Source organism: Veillonella rogosae JCM 15642 (assembly GCF_002959775.1).
GTDB classification, from domain to species: Bacteria; Bacillota; Negativicutes; order Veillonellales; family Veillonellaceae; genus Veillonella; species Veillonella rogosae.
Map to the genome: position 1 here is coordinate 47,727 of NZ_PPCX01000009.1, position 16,599 is coordinate 64,325.

The window sequence follows — 16,599 nt, forward strand, 5'->3', positions numbered from 1 at the left end:
TGTAGAACGATAGTTTTGGAGGTTGTATGGAAACAACTTGGTATTCAGATATGGGGGCCCTTATAGTGGCTCCATTTAAACGTGGTATTCCGCAGATAGTGGAGCATGGTTCTTGTAAAAAGGGCTTCTATGCTACAGCAGCTTTTGCATTGGTGTCCTTCTTATTTTCAAATATCCTACCATCTCTTGTAAGTATGATATTTGCAGATAAACTTGAGGTTGCTCTCACTGGTGCGGCAGCGTTATCTGGTATTGGCATATTAGGCCTTGCATTTGGCTTGCTATTTGCGTTTATTGGTATTGCTATTTATTCGGCTATTTTCTCTTGGGTGGCTAACAAGTTTGATGCTCATACTACCTATGAATCTGTGTTGAAAATCATGTGGTATGAACAAGCTTATAACCAGATTATGGGGCTATTCTATTTCTTGGGTATCCTATTATTATCAGTACCGTTTATAGTGATATTAGGATTTAATCCTGATTCTACTGTTTTAGGTATTGTATGGATAACTATGATTATATTTGCATCAATTGCATTTGCAATCTTTACATTTTGGGTATGCTTAACAATGTTAAGTCGCCAAATTAATAAATCCCGTCTAGCTACTTTTGGCATTTCTTGTTTAACTAGTTTAATTCCAGTAATTGTTATCGTGAGCTTCTTCGCCTTAATCGCACTAGCTAGTTCCAGATAATTAAATAGTTATGAAAATAATGAAAGCAAGGTATGAATGTACCTTGCTTTTGTGCTATAATAATGAACAGAAAATGAATTAATAATAAACTCATTATTTAAATTCGTAATCTTTGTGTTGTGTGCTGCATCATCCAAATTTGGGTGGTGCTTATTCTTATTGTGTAAAAGGTGGTGAGCGATATGATGGTTGGTTTAGTAGAGTTTGTGTATCGCTTATTAAACCCCATTGAAGAAAAAAGTCCACGCATGTATCACTTTGATATTGCTTATGGACAATTAATAGGAATGCTGTTATTGTCACTCATATGCTATCAATTTACCATCGTTGGTGAAGGTGTATATATAGATGCTATACGTGCGTTTATACGCAATTCTTCTTTATTAGTGAAGTGGCAATTATTTTCCCTTCCAGTTGATCAACATGAAATACAAGTTTTCTTTGATCAGCTAGGAAAGCCACGAGAGTTTTGGAATGCAGGGCGCTTTACGTGGGTAATTGTAAAAGGTATTCTTATGGCTGGAATCATTGTTGGTTATGCAATGATACAAAAGCGTAAGTTTTACGTACGTGCTATAGCGACAGGTGTGTTGCATATGATGGCCTTTACTCAACTGGTAGTTGCTTTGTATACATTTACAGCAGGTATCATGTTGATTCTTACAACTGTACCATTATTACTACAGGCCGTTATCGGATTCTGTATGATTGTCTTATGTGTTTTAAGTACAGGGTTACTGTTACAAACGATGGGACGTATTACAGGGGCTTGCATTAGTGGAACTACCTATGAAGGTTTGAGCGTTATGCTCGTGGCTATTCTTGTATCACTTTTGTGTGAAGGTCTTTATATGTTGACTCGATAAAATACATATACTATAGTTAGGACGAGGTACGCCTCGTCCTTTTTGTATGGCTCGATGATTTCTACTTTTCTATTGTGCTGCTATTAGCCATATATAACGTCGGCCCACTTAGTATTAATTATTACGGATTCCCTAAAATATAGGTTAAATATAAGGAGTATCTATGAATTGGTATAAGGATATATTGCACTTGTTTACAAGGTTGAGTGAGCAATCTTTTCACAATATTCTTGCATACGGCACTATAGCGAGAGCAGTGACTAATTTAGTAGTTTCTACTATTGTATTGTATGGCATGACCTATGCCTTACCATTGCTGGTGAAAGCAATAGCCCCTATGCTTGGCATAAAGCGTATGACAGGCTTTGCACATTTTGATATGATCAGTGCTGTTGCTAATGCATCTTTTTTAATTTTTCAGATTCTCATAGGAGCCTTTGTTATATGGCGCTTACTTATTTTATTAGGTGGTAGTGGTACATATAGAGGGGTTATGTGCAATTATATATATGGATTAGCCTATACGAATGCACTTCGCACAGTTGTAATAGTATTTGTTCATATTCTTGGTCTTATTTTATTTGCCATATCACAGCAAAAATACGTAGCGGATATAGCGTATTTAGTTACTATGTTTAGTCAGTATTATGCTGTATTTATCTGTGCTCAACTTATGCGACGCTATGTAGGTCTTGGTATTGTTAAGACCTATATTGTAATGTTCATTGTAGCTTTACTGTCCGTATCCGTTTTACCTCAATGGATTCGGTTTTTCCATACTTTGGTCAAGTAAACAGCTTTAATATAGCTCTATATAACCGTAAGATGAAAGTCTTGCGGTTTTTCTATGTTTTAATTTATATTAAAATTAATTATATATAATTTAAATATTGGAATTTATGATATAATTAATTTTAGAGTGTAGTTGAGAGCGGAGTTAGTTATGGATACGACATTTTTACGAGAGCTATCCCTATTGGTGCGTTCACCAAAGAAGGGGATAGATGAAATTTTCTGGTTTGGTACTTTAGAGAAGGGTATCAAAGCAGGGCTCGCCGGTTGGTGCGCTACCCATATGTTAGGCTTTGCCTTAGGTATTGTATTATTACCTTTGGTCGCCGCTTTTGGAGGCTTTTTATTAGGCTTTATACCTGCTGTATATGGTATATTTTCCATCTTACGTGAGGTCATTGGTCTTGGTATATATTGGTTTGTAGGTAGTTTTATTTTGTGGAAACTACTGAGTGTACTACTTGATCGAGAGTTTGACTTCAAACAAGTATTAATGGGAACAGCTTATATCGAAGGATATACAGGGGTATTGGGCTTAGCATTAATCTTAGTATCTATTATTTGTATTTACCTTGCTCCTATTTTGATGGTCCTTTTAGTTCCATTGGGGTTAGCTTACGTGGGGGCCGTTATTTACGTTGCCGTTATGCTTTTATCTCGTCTTATGAAAGTAGAGCCTCTTACAGTAGGGGCCGTTTATGTGGTCTTATTTATTATCAACCTTTTATATAACTGGATAATGCGTATACTCTTTGCGTAAATAGAATGAGTAAGTGTAATAAAACCTCCTAGCATTAGCTAGGAGGTTTTATTATGTCTTTATCTCTATTAGGTTAAGCAAGCTTATGCTTACATTGATGCTAATAGCTATGCTTATAGTAATGCCTATATATTATTATATATTAGCTTCCTATTGGAGTGTTTCATAATGTTGTAATAATAGCTCTACATTGTCTTCGTCGTATTCAATTTGTTGAGACCATCGAGCAATTTGTTTTAAAGGGGTTCCTTCGATGGCGCTCGTCATGAGCATGTACTCAGTGCCATCCTTTGCATAGGCGATGATAGCTTCTAAGGAATAGTCTGCTAACATATCGATTTGGCGATACAAGATATATTGGTAGACCTTATTAAAAATGCTCATATCTTGTTGATGTACATAACTTTTAACAGAGGTAACGACCTGGTCTATATCCTTAGACAATGCATTGACTTGTGTAGTCCAGGCCTCATCTATAGGTTCCGTAGTCTTGTAGAGATCTAATAGCTGTTTATAATATTCTCCGCTAGGGCTTGGTGTATATTGGAATAGAGCAGGCTCTAAATCAAAGGCTAATAGTTGAAATACATTTTCTAGCTTTAGACGCTCATCAGGACTAAATTCATTATTATCATCCTCAATAGTAAACACTAATTCTCTATTATTATCATCTTTTGCTAGTAGTTCCACGGATGCTTCACAGGATAAACCAACACCACATAGTTCTAGATCTTCAATGTATTTATAAAATCGAGGGTGCATATGACAGGTGTCGCAAAGGCCTTCTTCGCCTAATTCGAGTACTACTTTGCAAAGCCCTTTTTCATTGAGTAAAGGGCACATAGGTTGTTCTTTAGAGAATACGAAATGGCTGCCTTCCTCATCAATGGTAATCGCTTGGCGCAAGCTTTTACCAAGAGGTCCCGTCATAGTGTGATAACACTCAGCCGTCGGTTCATCGATATCGATGGTCCAAAGCTGGCAGCATGTATTTTCACAGCGATCAGCTTTGCACTGAAATTCGTGATATATTGTCGGATAAATTGAAATCATAGTCAGCTCACTTGTAGTTACAAAAATTATTCTACGTGCATTGTATCATAGGGCGTAGGTCCATGCACTAATATTATAAATAAAGATTCATAAAGCTTATTGATTTAGTGTATAATTGTATATATACTATATGGTCCTGTTTGAGAGATGGAGGAGCCTATGAAATCATTACTTATAAAAGGTAGCCTTGTATTGGCGTTAGCAGCAGTGTTTGGCATGCCTAACGCGAGTGCCGCCCCTTTAGTAGCCGTAGAGCCAACTGTTGCAGTTGTTGATGGCAACCATGCAGCGATTGTCGGTGCTAATGGTTTATTAAATGCATTCATTCAAAATCATCCTACTGCGGTTATTACTGAAATTGCCTTTGATGCTGACGGTGGTCAAATTAAGTATGAGGTTGAAGGCGTTGATGAAAGCGGCAAGTATGAGTTAACTTATATCTATGCAACGAATCAAATCTTTGAAAAACGTGAAGGGGATTATCATAAATCCTTGAAGAAAAAATCTTTTGATCCTCGTGAGATTTTACCTCCAGCAGCAGTAGTTAATTTTGCTTATGCTCAAACACAAGACAAAGCTACGAGCCTTAATGAATGGTCTGTACATCATGAAAAAGGTAAGATTATTTACAAAGTTACCTTTGGTACCGAAGGGGACAAAGAGGTTGATGTACGCATAGATGCTATAAATGGTACATTACTATCTGTTAAGTTTGATGACTAATGTATGATTGACTAGTAATTATAGCTTAATAATTCCTAGTTAATTAATTTTGAATATAATAATTAAATGCCTCAATACTAGTTTTTTCATAGAAAATTGCTAGTATTGGGGCGTTTTTTGTGAAAGTTTACTCATGAATGCAAATCTAAAGATAATGAGACTTATAATTATATGCCGTTCGTCCTTTATACATGGGATGAACGGCTTTTGTTATGGTATTCATAGAATATTTAAATAAAAATCGAAAGCTATAGATTTTCATTTTAAATATATGTAAATTCATTTTAGACTCACTCCAAAACGAGGTTTTTAGCACGGTTCTACATTTTGAGTTCATAGATTATCGATAGTATGTGTACCAGTCCAAGGACGAAACTCAAATATATCGGATTTTCCAGACTATATATCTACAGTCCACGCTAGATATATGTTTTGGAACTATATCGATAACACCGAGTTGGTTAAAAATATATATGTGAAATACTACATATATATGAATTATCAAGGAGGATATTATGAAAAAATCTATTCTTAAAAGCAGTATTGCTTTAGCTGTAGCTGGCGTATTCGGTGCTACTGTAGCAGTAACAGCGGCTGAACAAGCAACTCCAGTTCCTGTAGCACAAGAAGTAGCCGTAACAGCAGCTCCTGTAGCACAACCTGTTGCAGATCAAGCAGTTCCTGTAATTGAAGTAGCTCAAGACACTACTCCGGTTCCAACTGCTGCTCAAGATATTAAAACTCCAGTAGCTCAAGAAACTGTAGTTCCTAGCGAAGCAAATCCTGCGGCAGCAGTTCCTACTATTGAAACAGCAGCTGTAGTAAAAGCTCCTAGTGAAACTAAAGTAGTACGCGTTGGAGATAAAAAAACAGAGCCTTCTGCAAAAGCTAAAAAAGCAGTAAAAAACAATAAAAAAGCACATGCAGACAAAGCTCCTAAAGCAAAAGCTGTAAAAGAAGAGAAAAAGGCTGATAAAAAAGAAACTACAAAAGAGGAAAAAAAAACTCTAAAAGTAGAAAATCACAACCTAGCACAACAAGTCAACCCACAGGCGTAGTCGATCAAAATAGTATTTTCGTAATTGGTGCTAATTATCTAATTGACCAATTTGAAAGTAAATTTGGTGACTCTAAGATTACGAATGTATCCTTCAAAGCAGCAGATAAAACTGCTATCTATGAAGTAGCTGGTTTCAATGCCAACGGCGCTCATTCTATGACCCTTGATGTAGCGACTGGCAATGTAACTGAAGGTACTCCTAAAGCGTATGATGCATCTATGGAAGCTAGTGCTATTGATGCTGGTACTGTGTTACCTCCACATGTGGCAATCAATGCAGCCTTCGCACAGACTGGCAACGTAGCAACGGGTATTAACTCTTGGTCTGTAGCTAATCAAAATGGTATACCTGTATACAACGTAGAGTTCCATGATGCACAAAATAAACCTGTATCCATCGTATTAGATGCAAAAACAGGTATGGCAGTAAAATAAGTAAAACCTTATTCCTATACCACTGTAAAGCAAACCCTTTTAACACGAACACTAAACACCCAAAACTATATACACAAAACTATACACACAAAACATAAATACACTTACACACACATACACAATACACACACAATAAACAATTACACACACGCAGCCCTCTGGATTGGATAGACAAACATTGACTCTCTCCTATGCCGTCTGTCGTTCAGAGGGCCCCTTATGAATTGAGGTTCCCTCCCAATCATAAGATTATATACTTGGTATATAATACTCTCTCTCACAATAAGAACGTAACTGCTTTACAGTACGCTAGGTATAGGGGAGCAGAAAAGTCCGTAATACATGTAGACCGCTGCATGTGTTACGGGCTTTTTTCGATATAACTTAATATAACTACATATGATGTAAGTTTCACAAGTGTTGAAAATGCAAAAAGCGCAGATATTATAATGTATATCTGCGCTTTTGCTTATATGGAGTCTTTAAATTTAGTATTTATACTCAGTATTTTAAATATATTGGCGAGGTACGCGCTCAGAGAAGCCACAGAAAATCTCGTAAGGAATCGTAGACGCAAGGGCGGCAATCTCGAGTGCCGAGATGCTTTCATGGCCTTGAGAACCTAAGAGAACAACCTTGTCACCAGGTTTTACCGTAATCGTATCTGGAACGGCTACCATGAATTGGTCCATACAGATGCGGCCTACTACAGGGCAGCGTGTACCATGGATCAACACGGTGCCTCGATTGGATAAGCTACGAGGATATCCGTCAGCATAGCCTACAGGAATTGTAGCAATTGTCATAGGCTCAGGCGTAACATACGTAGAACCATAGCCAATGCCTTCGCCTGCCGGAACGTGTTGGACGTGAACGACTTCGCTATGGAAGGATAGAACAGGTTTTAGGCCTAAGCGATTTGGCACATCTAAAGACGGCATAATACCGTATTGAATGATGCCAGGGCGAGCGTCGGTGAACAAGCTATCTTTTACAGATAATAAACCAGCACTATTGGCGAGGGAGAAGCGGTAATCTGCATCAGGGCGGAATGCCTTTATTTCATCTACCATGCGATGAAATTTCATAGCTTGGCTATGAGCGTGCGTCTGATCTGCAGCATCCGCATTACTCATATGAGAGAAGAAACCGTCTACTTCAAGATTTTCGTAGGACTCAACACGTTTGATAAACTCTACAGCATCCTCAGGTTTGATACCAATACGATGCATGCCCGTATCGACTGCTACGGCAACGCGGATAATCATATCGTGATTGTCAGCCACTTTATCGAGGGCGTCTAAATCGGTAGACTCGCAGACGGCAGGGATGGAATTCGTATCTGCTACGAGCTCAAAGGACTGAGGTCTAGTGAGGCCTAATAAATAAATTGGCACCATAATACCTGCGTTGCGAAGAGGTACGGACTCCTCGGGAATGGCAACCGCTAAGGATTCGTAACCTTCCTCTACGGCAATACGGCCCATCATAACACTGCCGTGGCCATAGCCATTGGCCTTGATAACAGCGGTAGATGTGCTCCATTCCGGTAAACTATCTTTAATTTTGCGCAAGTTCTCACGAACGAGACTTGTATTTATGGTCAAATAGGTGGGTCTCATGGTATTCCTCAATTCTATATAACATTACTTTTATTTTATAACTTTTGGGGAATTACACAATACTTTTGTGAAAGTTTTATACAGAAATTCTATTTTTATGATTTTTATACATATATTATATACAATAAATGTGAAAGTATACTAACTAATATAGTTCTCTGAGATATTAATAGTATAAATTCATATAAATAATAGTATAATTTATGTAGAAGTATTTTCCTTAATAGGTGTATGTACCCCCTAGATTTGGACATTACGTATACTCTATAAAATTTAATAGCTATGTAGGAGGTTCTCATGAGCGAACGTGTAGTAGTGGTAAATGCAAGTAAAATGAATTACGACCAAGCATTAGATTTCTCTGTATTATCTAGTGATGTACAGGTTTACGATGATAGTACAAATGCAGAGCTTATTGAACGTATTCAAGGGGCTCGCGTTGTAGTTACAAAAGAATTACCAGTAGGGGCTGATTTGCTTTCACAATTCCCAGATACTGTAAAGCTCATCGTAGAAGCGGGGACAGGTTATAATAATATTGACCTCAAGGGTGCTAAGGAAAGAGGCATTACAGTGTGTAATATTCCCGCATATAGTACAGAACGCGTAGCACATACGGTAATCATGATGATCCTCAATTTTGCGTCTACCATGCAGAAACAAATCGGTATGCTTGCTAAAGGTGATCGCAGTAATTTTACACAACATTTACAAGTGAGCCACACAGAAGTGAATGGTAAAACATTAGGTGTTGTCGGTGCTGGTCACATTGGTATGGAAGTGATCAAAGTAGCAAAAGCACTCGGTATGAATATCTTAGTTCATACGCGCACACCAAAGGCTGATGGTGACGGCATTCGTTATGTAAGTCTTGATGAATTGCTAGAAAATAGTGATTATATTACATTGCATTGCCCATTGAATGACCAAACTAAGCATATCATTAATAAAGAAGCCATCGGTAAAATGAAACCTAGTGCAGTCATTGTAAATACTGGCCGTGGTCCTCTCATTAATGAAGCAGATCTTTGTGAAGCATTAGCGGCTAAACGCATTGCAGGTGCAGGTCTTGATGTACAAGAGGTAGAACCTCCAGCAGAGGATAGCCCACTCTATACATTGGATAATGTTATTATCACACCTCATATGGGCTGGAAAGGCCTTGAAACACGTCAACGCTTGGTAGGCATCATTCGTGACAATGTACAGGCCTTTTTTAAGGGCGAACCAATTAATGTTGTATCTTGATAGAATTTAAATAATTATATAATAGGTTCTATAACGGCATGGAAGTAATGGTCTAATTTTGTAGGCGATTCTTTCATGCCGTTTTTTACCCACCATAACACCATTTCGACAAAACTACCTGAAATATGATTGATGATAAAGTCATCCGGTAGATTTGTATTTGCTTTACGGTCTTGATTGATGAAATATCCTTGCACCAACTCATTTAGATGATCTCTAAAATAGCGCAAAAAGATTTCGTTATTATCACTAGCTAGTAGTTCGAGGATTTTATTTTCATTTTGCTGTAAATGTTGTAATAAATGACCAAATACTGAGACTGGGTAAATACTTTGTTGATAAAGCCCATGAGCATGAGGTAAATGATTAATACTATCTTTTATATGTAAAAATAAGTCTTCGCAGAGGGCTTCTAGCAATGCCTCTTTTGTGTCGAAATGAGCATAAAATGTGGTGCGGCCAATATCTGCGGCACTAATGACTTCTTGAACGGTGATTTTGTCATACGCCTTTTTAGATAATAATTCGTTAAAAGCTATAAATATGGCTTTGCGAGTTCTTTTCTGTCTACGATCCATATTAACTCCTGTCATACATTTAGTACAAAACATCATATATGTTCAGTAATGAACATATATGATGTTTTATATATTGTATTAAAACCATAGGTTGATACAATTAAAGTGAACAAAGTGTTCGCTATCGTAATTATTGTACTGTAAGTGTAGTCATAATTCAATTCATATTGATAGTGAAAGTTTTATAAGGGGATTGCTGTATGGTACATCGTATACATGATATATTATCTGGTTTATATATGACGATTTTAGCGGGGCTATTTTTACTGCTTGATGGGATTCCGCATTTGATAGAAGAGTTTGGTGGACAGAGTCCGTTTCAAAATATATTCCCTTTTGAGCCTTCTTGGGTTACCGTTATTATTTGTGGTTTTCCTCTTGTGTATTTATCTATTCGAAGAATTGTATATAATAAGGGAATTAGTAAAATCTCATCGGCTCTATTGATTTCCATGGCTATGTTTGCAGCCATAGCCATCGGAGATATATTTGCGGCCGGTGAGGTAGCGTTTATTATGGCTTTAGGCGCTCTCCTTGAAGAATCAACTACCGAGCGAGCAAAAAAGGGGTTAAAAAAGTTAATTTCATTAGCACCTGTTAAGGGTCGTAAAATACAAGATAACAAAGAAATAATGATTTCCGTAGAGTCTATACAAAGTGGTGATTACTTGCGAATCCTTCCAGGCGAAACAATACCTGTAGATGGGCGAATCATTAACGGTGAAACAACGGTAGATCAATCCATTATGACAGGAGAGTCTATACCTGTTGATAAAACAATTGATGATGATGTATTTGGTGGAACTATTAACTGTTTTGGTGCCATAGATATTATAGCTACTAAAGTGGGCGAAGATAGTTCTATTCAAAAAATGATTCAGCTTATTCGAAATGCAGAACAGAAACAGGCTCCGATTCAGCGCATAGCTGATACTGTTGCTAGTCGATTGGTGCCTATTGCATTGATGATTGCATGTATAGGCTACCTAGTAACTGGAAATATCATCGTCGGTGTTACTGTATTGGTAGTATTTTGTCCTTGTGCATTGGTGCTTGCCACACCTACTGCGGTTATGGCCGCTATTGGTCAAGCTACTAAACATGGCGTTATTATTAAATCTGGTGAAATTCTTGAAACTATGGGTAAAGTGGATACCATGGCATTTGATAAAACCGGCACATTAACACATGGTCAGTTATCGGTTCAATCTATTTTGGTCGTTGATACAGATTATAGTGAGGTCGATATTCTTCAATTAGCAGCATCTGCAGAGGCTAAGAGCGAGCATCCTATTGGCAAGGCTATCGTTTCTCATGCCATACATCAAGATTTACAAATACTTGCTACTACTTCGTTTACAATGTCCGTAGGAAGGGGCATTATTGCCGTAATAAACGGTGTTACATTATATTGTGGTCATGAACGTTTTCTTGAGGAAAATAATATTATTGTTGATGAAAGGGTTCAACAAAACGTTAATACATATCGAAGTGAAGGAAAGGTATCCATCATTATTGCAGATAAAGATCATATTATAGGTATTATTGCTTTATCTGATACAATGCGACGAGATACGGCAGATATGTTGTCTGCAGTCTCTAGCCTAGCTATGAAAACAGTACTTCTTACGGGGGATAGTAAAGAAACGGCTACATATATTGGCAAAAAAGCAGGTATTTCTGAAATACATGCGGAGCTTTTACCTGGCGAAAAAATGAGAATTATTGAAGAGTTGCAAGGAAAACACCACAAGGTTTGTATGGTTGGTGATGGAATTAATGATGCACCAGCTATGAAGACTGCTGATGTGAGTATTGCAATGGGGAGTATCGGTAGTGATATTGCCATAGAAACAGCTGATATTGCGTTGATGAGTGAAGATCTTAGCAAAATTCCTTATATTAAGCGACTATCAGATGCTACGATTAGAACTATTAAATTTAGTATTGCTTTATCAATGGCCATTAACTGTATCGCTATTATTCTCTCATTACTTGAGGTTTTGACACCTACTACTGGTGCGTTAGTTCATAATGTGGGGTCCTGTTTGGTTGTCCTCATTGCAGCCCGTTTGTATGATAGAAAGTTTATTTAAACACAATAAGAGCCGTCCCCGGTTGTGTGGGGGCGGCTCTATTGATTAGGGCTATCATAGATCAAGTCTTGGTATATATATGTATATATATCAAGGGAGGTAGTTATCCTCAAACTTGATTATGATTGATGTTGTGTTTTGATGGGACTCCACCAATGGCGTCGATAGGCCTTGATGCCTTCCACCACGGTTCTTGTCGCTTTGGCCGCTAAATCTTTTGTTGCGGCCGGTATGCCCTCTAGGCGATAGGTAATTCCTAACTCCTTATATTTAGCAGTACCCATAACGTGATATGGTAAGCAATCAACGGCTTGTAAGTTTTTCAGAGATCCTAGGAAAAAGCCTAGACGATAGTGATGATCTGCATTATCTGTAATCGTAGGAACTACAACGTGACGAACCCAAATGGGAACTTCTACGTCTGCTGTCAATCGAGCAAAGCCGAGAATAGGCTCTAACGATTTGCCAGTTAACCACAGATGTTTATCAGGATCAATTTCTTTAAGGTCTAGGATGACGAGACTAGTAACACTGAGTAGCTTACGGTAGGCCACCTCTTGGTGGGGATCAAAACAAATTCCACTTGTATCTAAACAGGTATGGACGTTTCTTTCACGGAAATATGTGAAAAGCTCAGTAACAAAGTCAATTTGCATAAGAGCTTCCCCACCTGTGACGGTGATACCACCATTAGTATAAAATTGGCGGTTACGTTCGTACTGGTCCCACAACTCCTCAACAGTCATGAACTTAGCATCATCACTAATTTCATTCCATGTGTCAGGATTGTGGCAATAAGCACAACGCATGGGGCATCCTTGGAGAAAGACCACCATGCGCATGCCTGGACCATCAACCGTACCCATCGTTTCGATCGAATGAATACGTCCTGTCATAGGAAACCTCGATTAGATTTGTTGATGGAATGTACGGGAAATAACTTCGTCCTGTTGTGCTTTAGTCAATTTGCTGAAGTGTACTGCGTAACCAGACACACGAACAGTCAATTGAGGGTACAACTCAGGATGTTTTTGAGCGTCTAACAATGTTTCACGCGTGAACACGTTAACGTTCAAATGATGACCGCCTTTTTGGGAGTAGCCATCCAATAACTCTACCAAGTTATCAACTTGTTGTTGGTTGCTCATGGGTATTGCCTCCTTTCAACCAAGACTAACACTCGTATCGGTGCCGGTGAAAGCAGTCCGATACTATGGAAGATCTTATTTATCTTCCTTTATAGTAACATTCGGTTCGCTACATGCGAAGTTTGTATTGGAGTTAGGTAATTGAGATGGATCTAACTCGATATCAAAATCGCTGACGGACACAAATGTTTCACCAGATTTACCTAATGCGTCAGGAATGATAGAGAAGGTATTGGAAATACCATCGGAGCTATCACGCCATGGCATTTTTGCTACGGATGCCAACGAAGAAATAGCACCGTGAGTATCACGACCATGCATTGGGTTAGCACCAGGAGCGAAAGCTTCACCCGCTTTACGACCATCTGGAGTGGAACCTGTTGCAGTACCATATACTACGTTGGAAGTAATTGTTAACAAGCTCATAGTAGGAACGGATTGACGATATGTAGGATGTTTACGAATCTTGTTCATAAATGTGGAAACAACTTTTGCTGCCAAGCTATCTACACGATCGTCATCGTTACCGTATTTAGGGAAGTCACCTTCGATTTCGAAATCAACAGCAATGCCGTTTTCGTCGCGAATAGGTTTTACCTTAGCATATTTAATAGCAGACAAGGAGTCAGCTACTACGGATAAACCAGCAATACCAGTTGCAAACCAACGAGTTACCTTGCGGTCATGCAATGCCATTTCTAGTTTTTCATAAGCATATTTGTCGTGCATGTAGTGAATGATATTCAATGCGTTTACATATACGCCTGCCAACCATTCCATCATGTCGTCGAATTTTTCCCATACTTCGTCGAATTCTAAGTATTCGGAAGTGATAGGGCGGTATTTAGGACCAATTTGTTTTTTCAATTTTTCGTCAACGCCGCCATTGATTGCATAAAGCAAGCATTTTGCCAAGTTGGAACGAGCGCCGAAGAATTGCATTTCTTTACCAATACGCATTGGAGATACACAGCATGCGATAGCGTAGTCATCACCAGAGTTAGGACGCATTAAGTCGTCGTTTTCGTATTGGATGGAAGATGTTTCAATAGATAGTTTTGCACAGAAGCGGCGGAAGCCGATTGGCATGCGAGGGGACCACAATACAGTGAGGTTTGGTTCTGGCGCAGGACCAAGGTTAGTCAATGTATGTAGGTAACGGAAGGACATTTTTGAGACCAATGTACGGCCGTCAGTACCCATACCACCGATGGACTCAGTAGTCCACACAGGATCGCCTGTGAACAAGTTGTTGTATTCGTGAATACGTGCGAAGCGAACCATACGCAATTTCATGATGAAATGATCTACGAATTCTTGGATTTGCTCTTCTGTGTATGTGCCATTGCGAAGGTCACGTTCAGCGTAGATGTCTAGGAATGTAGAGTTACGGCCGATGGACATAGCAGCACCGTTTTGTTCTTTAATAGCGCCAAGGTAGCCGAAGTAAATCCATTGCATAGCTTCTTTAACGTCTTTAGCTGGCTCGGAAATATCGTAACCATAGGACGCAGCCATTTCCTTCAATTCTTTCAAGGAACGAATCTGCTCTTGAATTTCTTCGCGGTCACGAATTACCTCTTCAAGCATATCGCCCATTGTGATGCTAAATTGTTCTTTTTTGTCTTCGATAAGGTAATCAATACCATACAACGCGATACGACGATAGTCGCCAATGATACGGCCACGGCTGTAAGCGTCAGGCAAACCAGTTACGATATGAGCTGTACGAGCGGCACGCATTTCTGGTGTATATACATCAAATACGCCGTCATTGTGAGTTTTACGATGCTTTTTGAAGAAGTCTTCTGTTTGAGGATCCATTTTGAAGCCGTATTCTTCAATAGCGGATTTCGCAGTACGCAAGCCACCATAAGGGAACATAGCGCGTTTTAATGGTTTGTCAGTTTGCAAACCAACGATCGTTTCAAGGTCTTTGTCGATATATCCTGGCGCATGGGCAGTAATGTGTGTGGCCACGGAAGTATCGGCATCGAGCATGCCGCCTTTTTCACGTTCTTCTTCATAAAGCTTCATTACTTGGTCCCATAATTTTGTCGTTCTTTCTGTAGGACCAGCAAGGAAGGAATCGTCCCCTTCATAGGGAATATAGTTTCTTTGGATAAAGTCGCGTACATCAACGGCTTTATCCCACACACCTGTGTTAAATTCTTTCCATGCAGTATGTTGCATTTTGCACCTCCATAAAAGGATATAACTATAGATTTCTATGCCTATAGTGTACAATGTTTGTCACGATTTAACAAATTTTAAATGATATATATTTTCAATACATACTATGCGATTTTCGTAAGAATGGATGTTATTTGTAATTTAATAATATTGAAAACACTATATAAATACATTGAAAGTATAACTAATTACTTGATTTATTTGAGTTTGGGTTTTGAAGAATCAATTATTATATTATCTTTAAATAATGAAAATTTATATCAATAAATAGAGAGTGTTCGATATGTTGTGATGTATCTTCTTGGAATTGTAGGGGCTTATTATGGTAATATTTAGATAGTATTGATTATGGAATTACGTAGAAAGGTAGATGCTAATGACAAATCGAATGAAAGCTATCTTAGGAGCATCTGCCACCATTGCCGTTTGGGCTACGGCGTTTCCTTTTGGTAAAGTAGCATTGCAATCAGTAGATGCATTGACACTCTCGGTAGCGAGGGTTGTAGGTGGTGCTATACTCATGCTAATTATTGGTGTATTTAAGGGATTACACATCCCTACATCTTGGCGTGAATGGGGGATATACATTTTGTTAGGCGCTACAGGTAACTTCGTTTATCAAATTGTGTTTAATGAGGGATTGCGAACAATACCGGCCGCTACATCTAGTATTATTATGGCTTTAACACCAATGACAACAGCACTGATGGCATTGGTAGTCTATAAGGATAGAATACGCCCTATAGGTTGGCTCTTCACTATAACTGCTTTTGTAGGGGTAGCCATCATTATCCTTTGGAATTCCACTCTGACCATTCCAATGGGGGCCATATGGACGTTGATTGGTATGATACTGTTTGCGGTTTATAATATTCTAAATCGCGGGCTTAGTCTGAAAGGTTATGACTCTATTACTATCGCTATGTGGTCCATGTTCACAGGTGCCATTATGGCACTACCTTTTGCAGATCATGCTATTGAAATGATTGGAGCTGCACCAATTACTGCGAAGCTTGCTATGATATACCTAGCATTCTTTTCCAGTGCATTAGGATTCGTATTCTGGAGCTATGCCTTTGAACATGCTGAAAAAGTTTCGGATGTAACCAATTTTATGTATATCTCGCCAATTGTGGCAGCCGTAGTAGCAGCCTTTTTATTAGGAGAATATCCTAATATGGGACTCTATATTGGAGCGCCCATTATACTAGGATCATTGTTCTTATTTAATCGATATAGATGATAGGTTTGATGTAAAGGACCAAAAGTATATAGATACGAAAAGAACCTCAACATTTCTGTTGAGGTCCTTTTTGTGTTTGACAGT

16 protein-coding genes are annotated in these 16,599 nt (G+C 38.5%); 10 read left to right on the forward strand and 6 right to left on the reverse strand.

Annotation, left to right across the window (positions count from 1 at the left end; all coding sequences use genetic code 11):
* The first annotated feature begins 26 nt into the window (after positions 1–26).
* From VRHSUH09_RS04870 to VRHSUH09_RS04885, 4 genes are all read left to right on the forward strand, one after another.
* A complete protein-coding gene (locus tag VRHSUH09_RS04870; RefSeq protein ID WP_105081554.1) occupies positions 27–698 on the forward strand; it encodes a hypothetical protein in 672 nt (223 codons plus the stop codon).
* Positions 699–880: 182 nt separating this feature from the next.
* The gene (locus VRHSUH09_RS04875) at positions 881–1,564 is read left to right on the forward strand and encodes a hypothetical protein (RefSeq protein ID WP_105081555.1); all 684 of its coding nucleotides are present in this window, start codon (positions 881–883) and stop codon (positions 1,562–1,564) included.
* Positions 1,565–1,727: 163 nt separating this feature from the next.
* A complete protein-coding gene (locus tag VRHSUH09_RS04880) occupies positions 1,728–2,357 on the forward strand; it encodes a hypothetical protein (RefSeq protein WP_105081556.1) in 630 nt (209 codons plus the stop codon).
* A gap of 150 nt (positions 2,358–2,507) precedes the next feature.
* Complete coding sequence (locus tag VRHSUH09_RS04885; RefSeq protein WP_105081557.1) at positions 2,508–3,116, forward strand: hypothetical protein; 609 nt, start codon at positions 2,508–2,510, stop codon at positions 3,114–3,116.
* Between the two features lie 150 nt (positions 3,117–3,266).
* Here the strand turns inward: VRHSUH09_RS04885 and fliB are convergent, their stop codons facing one another.
* A complete protein-coding gene (fliB, locus tag VRHSUH09_RS04890; RefSeq protein ID WP_105081558.1) occupies positions 3,267–4,169 on the reverse strand; it encodes a flagellin lysine-N-methylase in 903 nt (300 codons plus the stop codon).
* 159 nt (positions 4,170–4,328) lie between these two features.
* Here fliB and VRHSUH09_RS04895 point away from each other — a divergent pair, with 159 nt between their 5' ends.
* The 3 genes from VRHSUH09_RS04895 (at position 4,329) to VRHSUH09_RS04905 (ending at position 6,387) form a co-directional block, all read left to right on the forward strand.
* Positions 4,329–4,892 (forward strand): PepSY domain-containing protein, encoded by a 564-nt coding sequence (locus tag VRHSUH09_RS04895; protein ID WP_167386476.1) that lies wholly within the window; start codon positions 4,329–4,331, stop codon positions 4,890–4,892.
* Positions 4,893–5,407: 515 nt separating this feature from the next.
* Complete coding sequence (locus VRHSUH09_RS04900; RefSeq protein ID WP_054747989.1) at positions 5,408–5,950, forward strand: hypothetical protein; 543 nt, start codon at positions 5,408–5,410, stop codon at positions 5,948–5,950.
* A gap of 158 nt (positions 5,951–6,108) precedes the next feature.
* Positions 6,109–6,387: a PepSY domain-containing protein gene (locus VRHSUH09_RS04905; protein WP_054747991.1), complete on the forward strand. Its 279-nt coding sequence runs from the start codon at positions 6,109–6,111 to the stop codon at positions 6,385–6,387.
* A gap of 509 nt (positions 6,388–6,896) precedes the next feature.
* Here the strand turns inward: VRHSUH09_RS04905 and alr are convergent.
* The gene (gene alr, locus VRHSUH09_RS04910) at positions 6,897–8,009 is read right to left on the reverse strand and encodes an alanine racemase (RefSeq protein WP_105081560.1); all 1,113 of its coding nucleotides are present in this window, start codon (positions 8,007–8,009) and stop codon (positions 6,897–6,899) included.
* Between the two features lie 297 nt (positions 8,010–8,306).
* Between alr and VRHSUH09_RS04915 the strand changes: the two genes are divergently transcribed.
* Positions 8,307–9,257, forward strand: a complete 951-nt coding sequence (locus tag VRHSUH09_RS04915; RefSeq protein WP_105081561.1) for a 2-hydroxyacid dehydrogenase — start codon at positions 8,307–8,309, stop codon at positions 9,255–9,257.
* A 14-nt stretch (positions 9,258–9,271) separates the two neighbouring features.
* Here the strand turns inward: VRHSUH09_RS04915 and VRHSUH09_RS04920 are convergent, their stop codons facing one another.
* Positions 9,272–9,835 (reverse strand): TetR/AcrR family transcriptional regulator, encoded by a 564-nt coding sequence (locus VRHSUH09_RS04920; RefSeq protein ID WP_009352112.1) that lies wholly within the window; start codon positions 9,833–9,835, stop codon positions 9,272–9,274.
* Between the two features lie 200 nt (positions 9,836–10,035).
* Here VRHSUH09_RS04920 and VRHSUH09_RS04925 point away from each other — a divergent pair, with 200 nt between their 5' ends.
* On the forward strand, positions 10,036–11,931 hold the full coding sequence (locus VRHSUH09_RS04925) for a heavy metal translocating P-type ATPase (RefSeq protein WP_105081562.1): 1,896 nt from the start codon (positions 10,036–10,038) through the stop codon (positions 11,929–11,931).
* 119 nt (positions 11,932–12,050) lie between these two features.
* On the opposite strand, the gene pflA is transcribed toward VRHSUH09_RS04925, so the two are convergent.
* From pflA to pflB, 3 genes are all read right to left on the reverse strand, one after another.
* Positions 12,051–12,827, reverse strand: coding sequence for a pyruvate formate-lyase-activating protein (pflA, locus tag VRHSUH09_RS04930; RefSeq protein WP_105081563.1), 777 nt, complete (start codon positions 12,825–12,827; stop codon positions 12,051–12,053).
* A gap of 12 nt (positions 12,828–12,839) precedes the next feature.
* Positions 12,840–13,079: an autonomous glycyl radical cofactor GrcA3 gene (grcA3, locus tag VRHSUH09_RS04935; protein ID WP_054747994.1), complete on the reverse strand. Its 240-nt coding sequence runs from the start codon at positions 13,077–13,079 to the stop codon at positions 12,840–12,842.
* 75 nt (positions 13,080–13,154) lie between these two features.
* A complete protein-coding gene (gene pflB, locus VRHSUH09_RS04940; protein WP_105081564.1) occupies positions 13,155–15,272 on the reverse strand; it encodes a formate C-acetyltransferase in 2,118 nt (705 codons plus the stop codon).
* A gap of 376 nt (positions 15,273–15,648) precedes the next feature.
* Between pflB and VRHSUH09_RS04945 the strand changes: the two genes are divergently transcribed.
* On the forward strand, positions 15,649–16,515 hold the full coding sequence (locus VRHSUH09_RS04945) for a DMT family transporter (protein ID WP_105081598.1): 867 nt from the start codon (positions 15,649–15,651) through the stop codon (positions 16,513–16,515).
* The last annotated feature ends 84 nt before the right edge of the window (positions 16,516–16,599 follow it).

What these genes read in the sequence shown, in the direction of transcription:
- VRHSUH09_RS04925 (WP_105081562.1), top strand. Translation starts at nt 10,036, where the DNA reads ATGGTACATCGTATACATGATATATTATCTGGTTTATATATGACGATT.
- fliB (WP_105081558.1), bottom strand. Translation starts at nt 4,169, where the DNA reads ATGATTTCAATTTATCCGACAATATATCACGAATTTCAGTGCAAAGCT.
- VRHSUH09_RS04870 (WP_105081554.1), top strand. Translation starts at nt 27, where the DNA reads ATGGAAACAACTTGGTATTCAGATATGGGGGCCCTTATAGTGGCTCCA.
- VRHSUH09_RS04900 (WP_054747989.1), top strand. Translation starts at nt 5,408, where the DNA reads ATGAAAAAATCTATTCTTAAAAGCAGTATTGCTTTAGCTGTAGCTGGC.
- grcA3 (WP_054747994.1), bottom strand. Translation starts at nt 13,079, where the DNA reads ATGAGCAACCAACAACAAGTTGATAACTTGGTAGAGTTATTGGATGGC.
- VRHSUH09_RS04895 (WP_167386476.1), top strand. Translation starts at nt 4,329, where the DNA reads ATGAAATCATTACTTATAAAAGGTAGCCTTGTATTGGCGTTAGCAGCA.
- VRHSUH09_RS04915 (WP_105081561.1), top strand. Translation starts at nt 8,307, where the DNA reads ATGAGCGAACGTGTAGTAGTGGTAAATGCAAGTAAAATGAATTACGAC.
- pflB (WP_105081564.1), bottom strand. Translation starts at nt 15,272, where the DNA reads ATGCAACATACTGCATGGAAAGAATTTAACACAGGTGTGTGGGATAAA.
- VRHSUH09_RS04880 (WP_105081556.1), top strand. Translation starts at nt 1,728, where the DNA reads ATGAATTGGTATAAGGATATATTGCACTTGTTTACAAGGTTGAGTGAG.
- VRHSUH09_RS04885 (WP_105081557.1), top strand. Translation starts at nt 2,508, where the DNA reads ATGGATACGACATTTTTACGAGAGCTATCCCTATTGGTGCGTTCACCA.
- VRHSUH09_RS04945 (WP_105081598.1), top strand. Translation starts at nt 15,649, where the DNA reads ATGACAAATCGAATGAAAGCTATCTTAGGAGCATCTGCCACCATTGCC.
- pflA (WP_105081563.1), bottom strand. Translation starts at nt 12,827, where the DNA reads ATGACAGGACGTATTCATTCGATCGAAACGATGGGTACGGTTGATGGT.
- alr (WP_105081560.1), bottom strand. Translation starts at nt 8,009, where the DNA reads ATGAGACCCACCTATTTGACCATAAATACAAGTCTCGTTCGTGAGAAC.
- VRHSUH09_RS04905 (WP_054747991.1), top strand. Translation starts at nt 6,109, where the DNA reads ATGACCCTTGATGTAGCGACTGGCAATGTAACTGAAGGTACTCCTAAA.
- VRHSUH09_RS04920 (WP_009352112.1), bottom strand. Translation starts at nt 9,835, where the DNA reads ATGGATCGTAGACAGAAAAGAACTCGCAAAGCCATATTTATAGCTTTT.
- VRHSUH09_RS04875 (WP_105081555.1), top strand. Translation starts at nt 881, where the DNA reads ATGATGGTTGGTTTAGTAGAGTTTGTGTATCGCTTATTAAACCCCATT.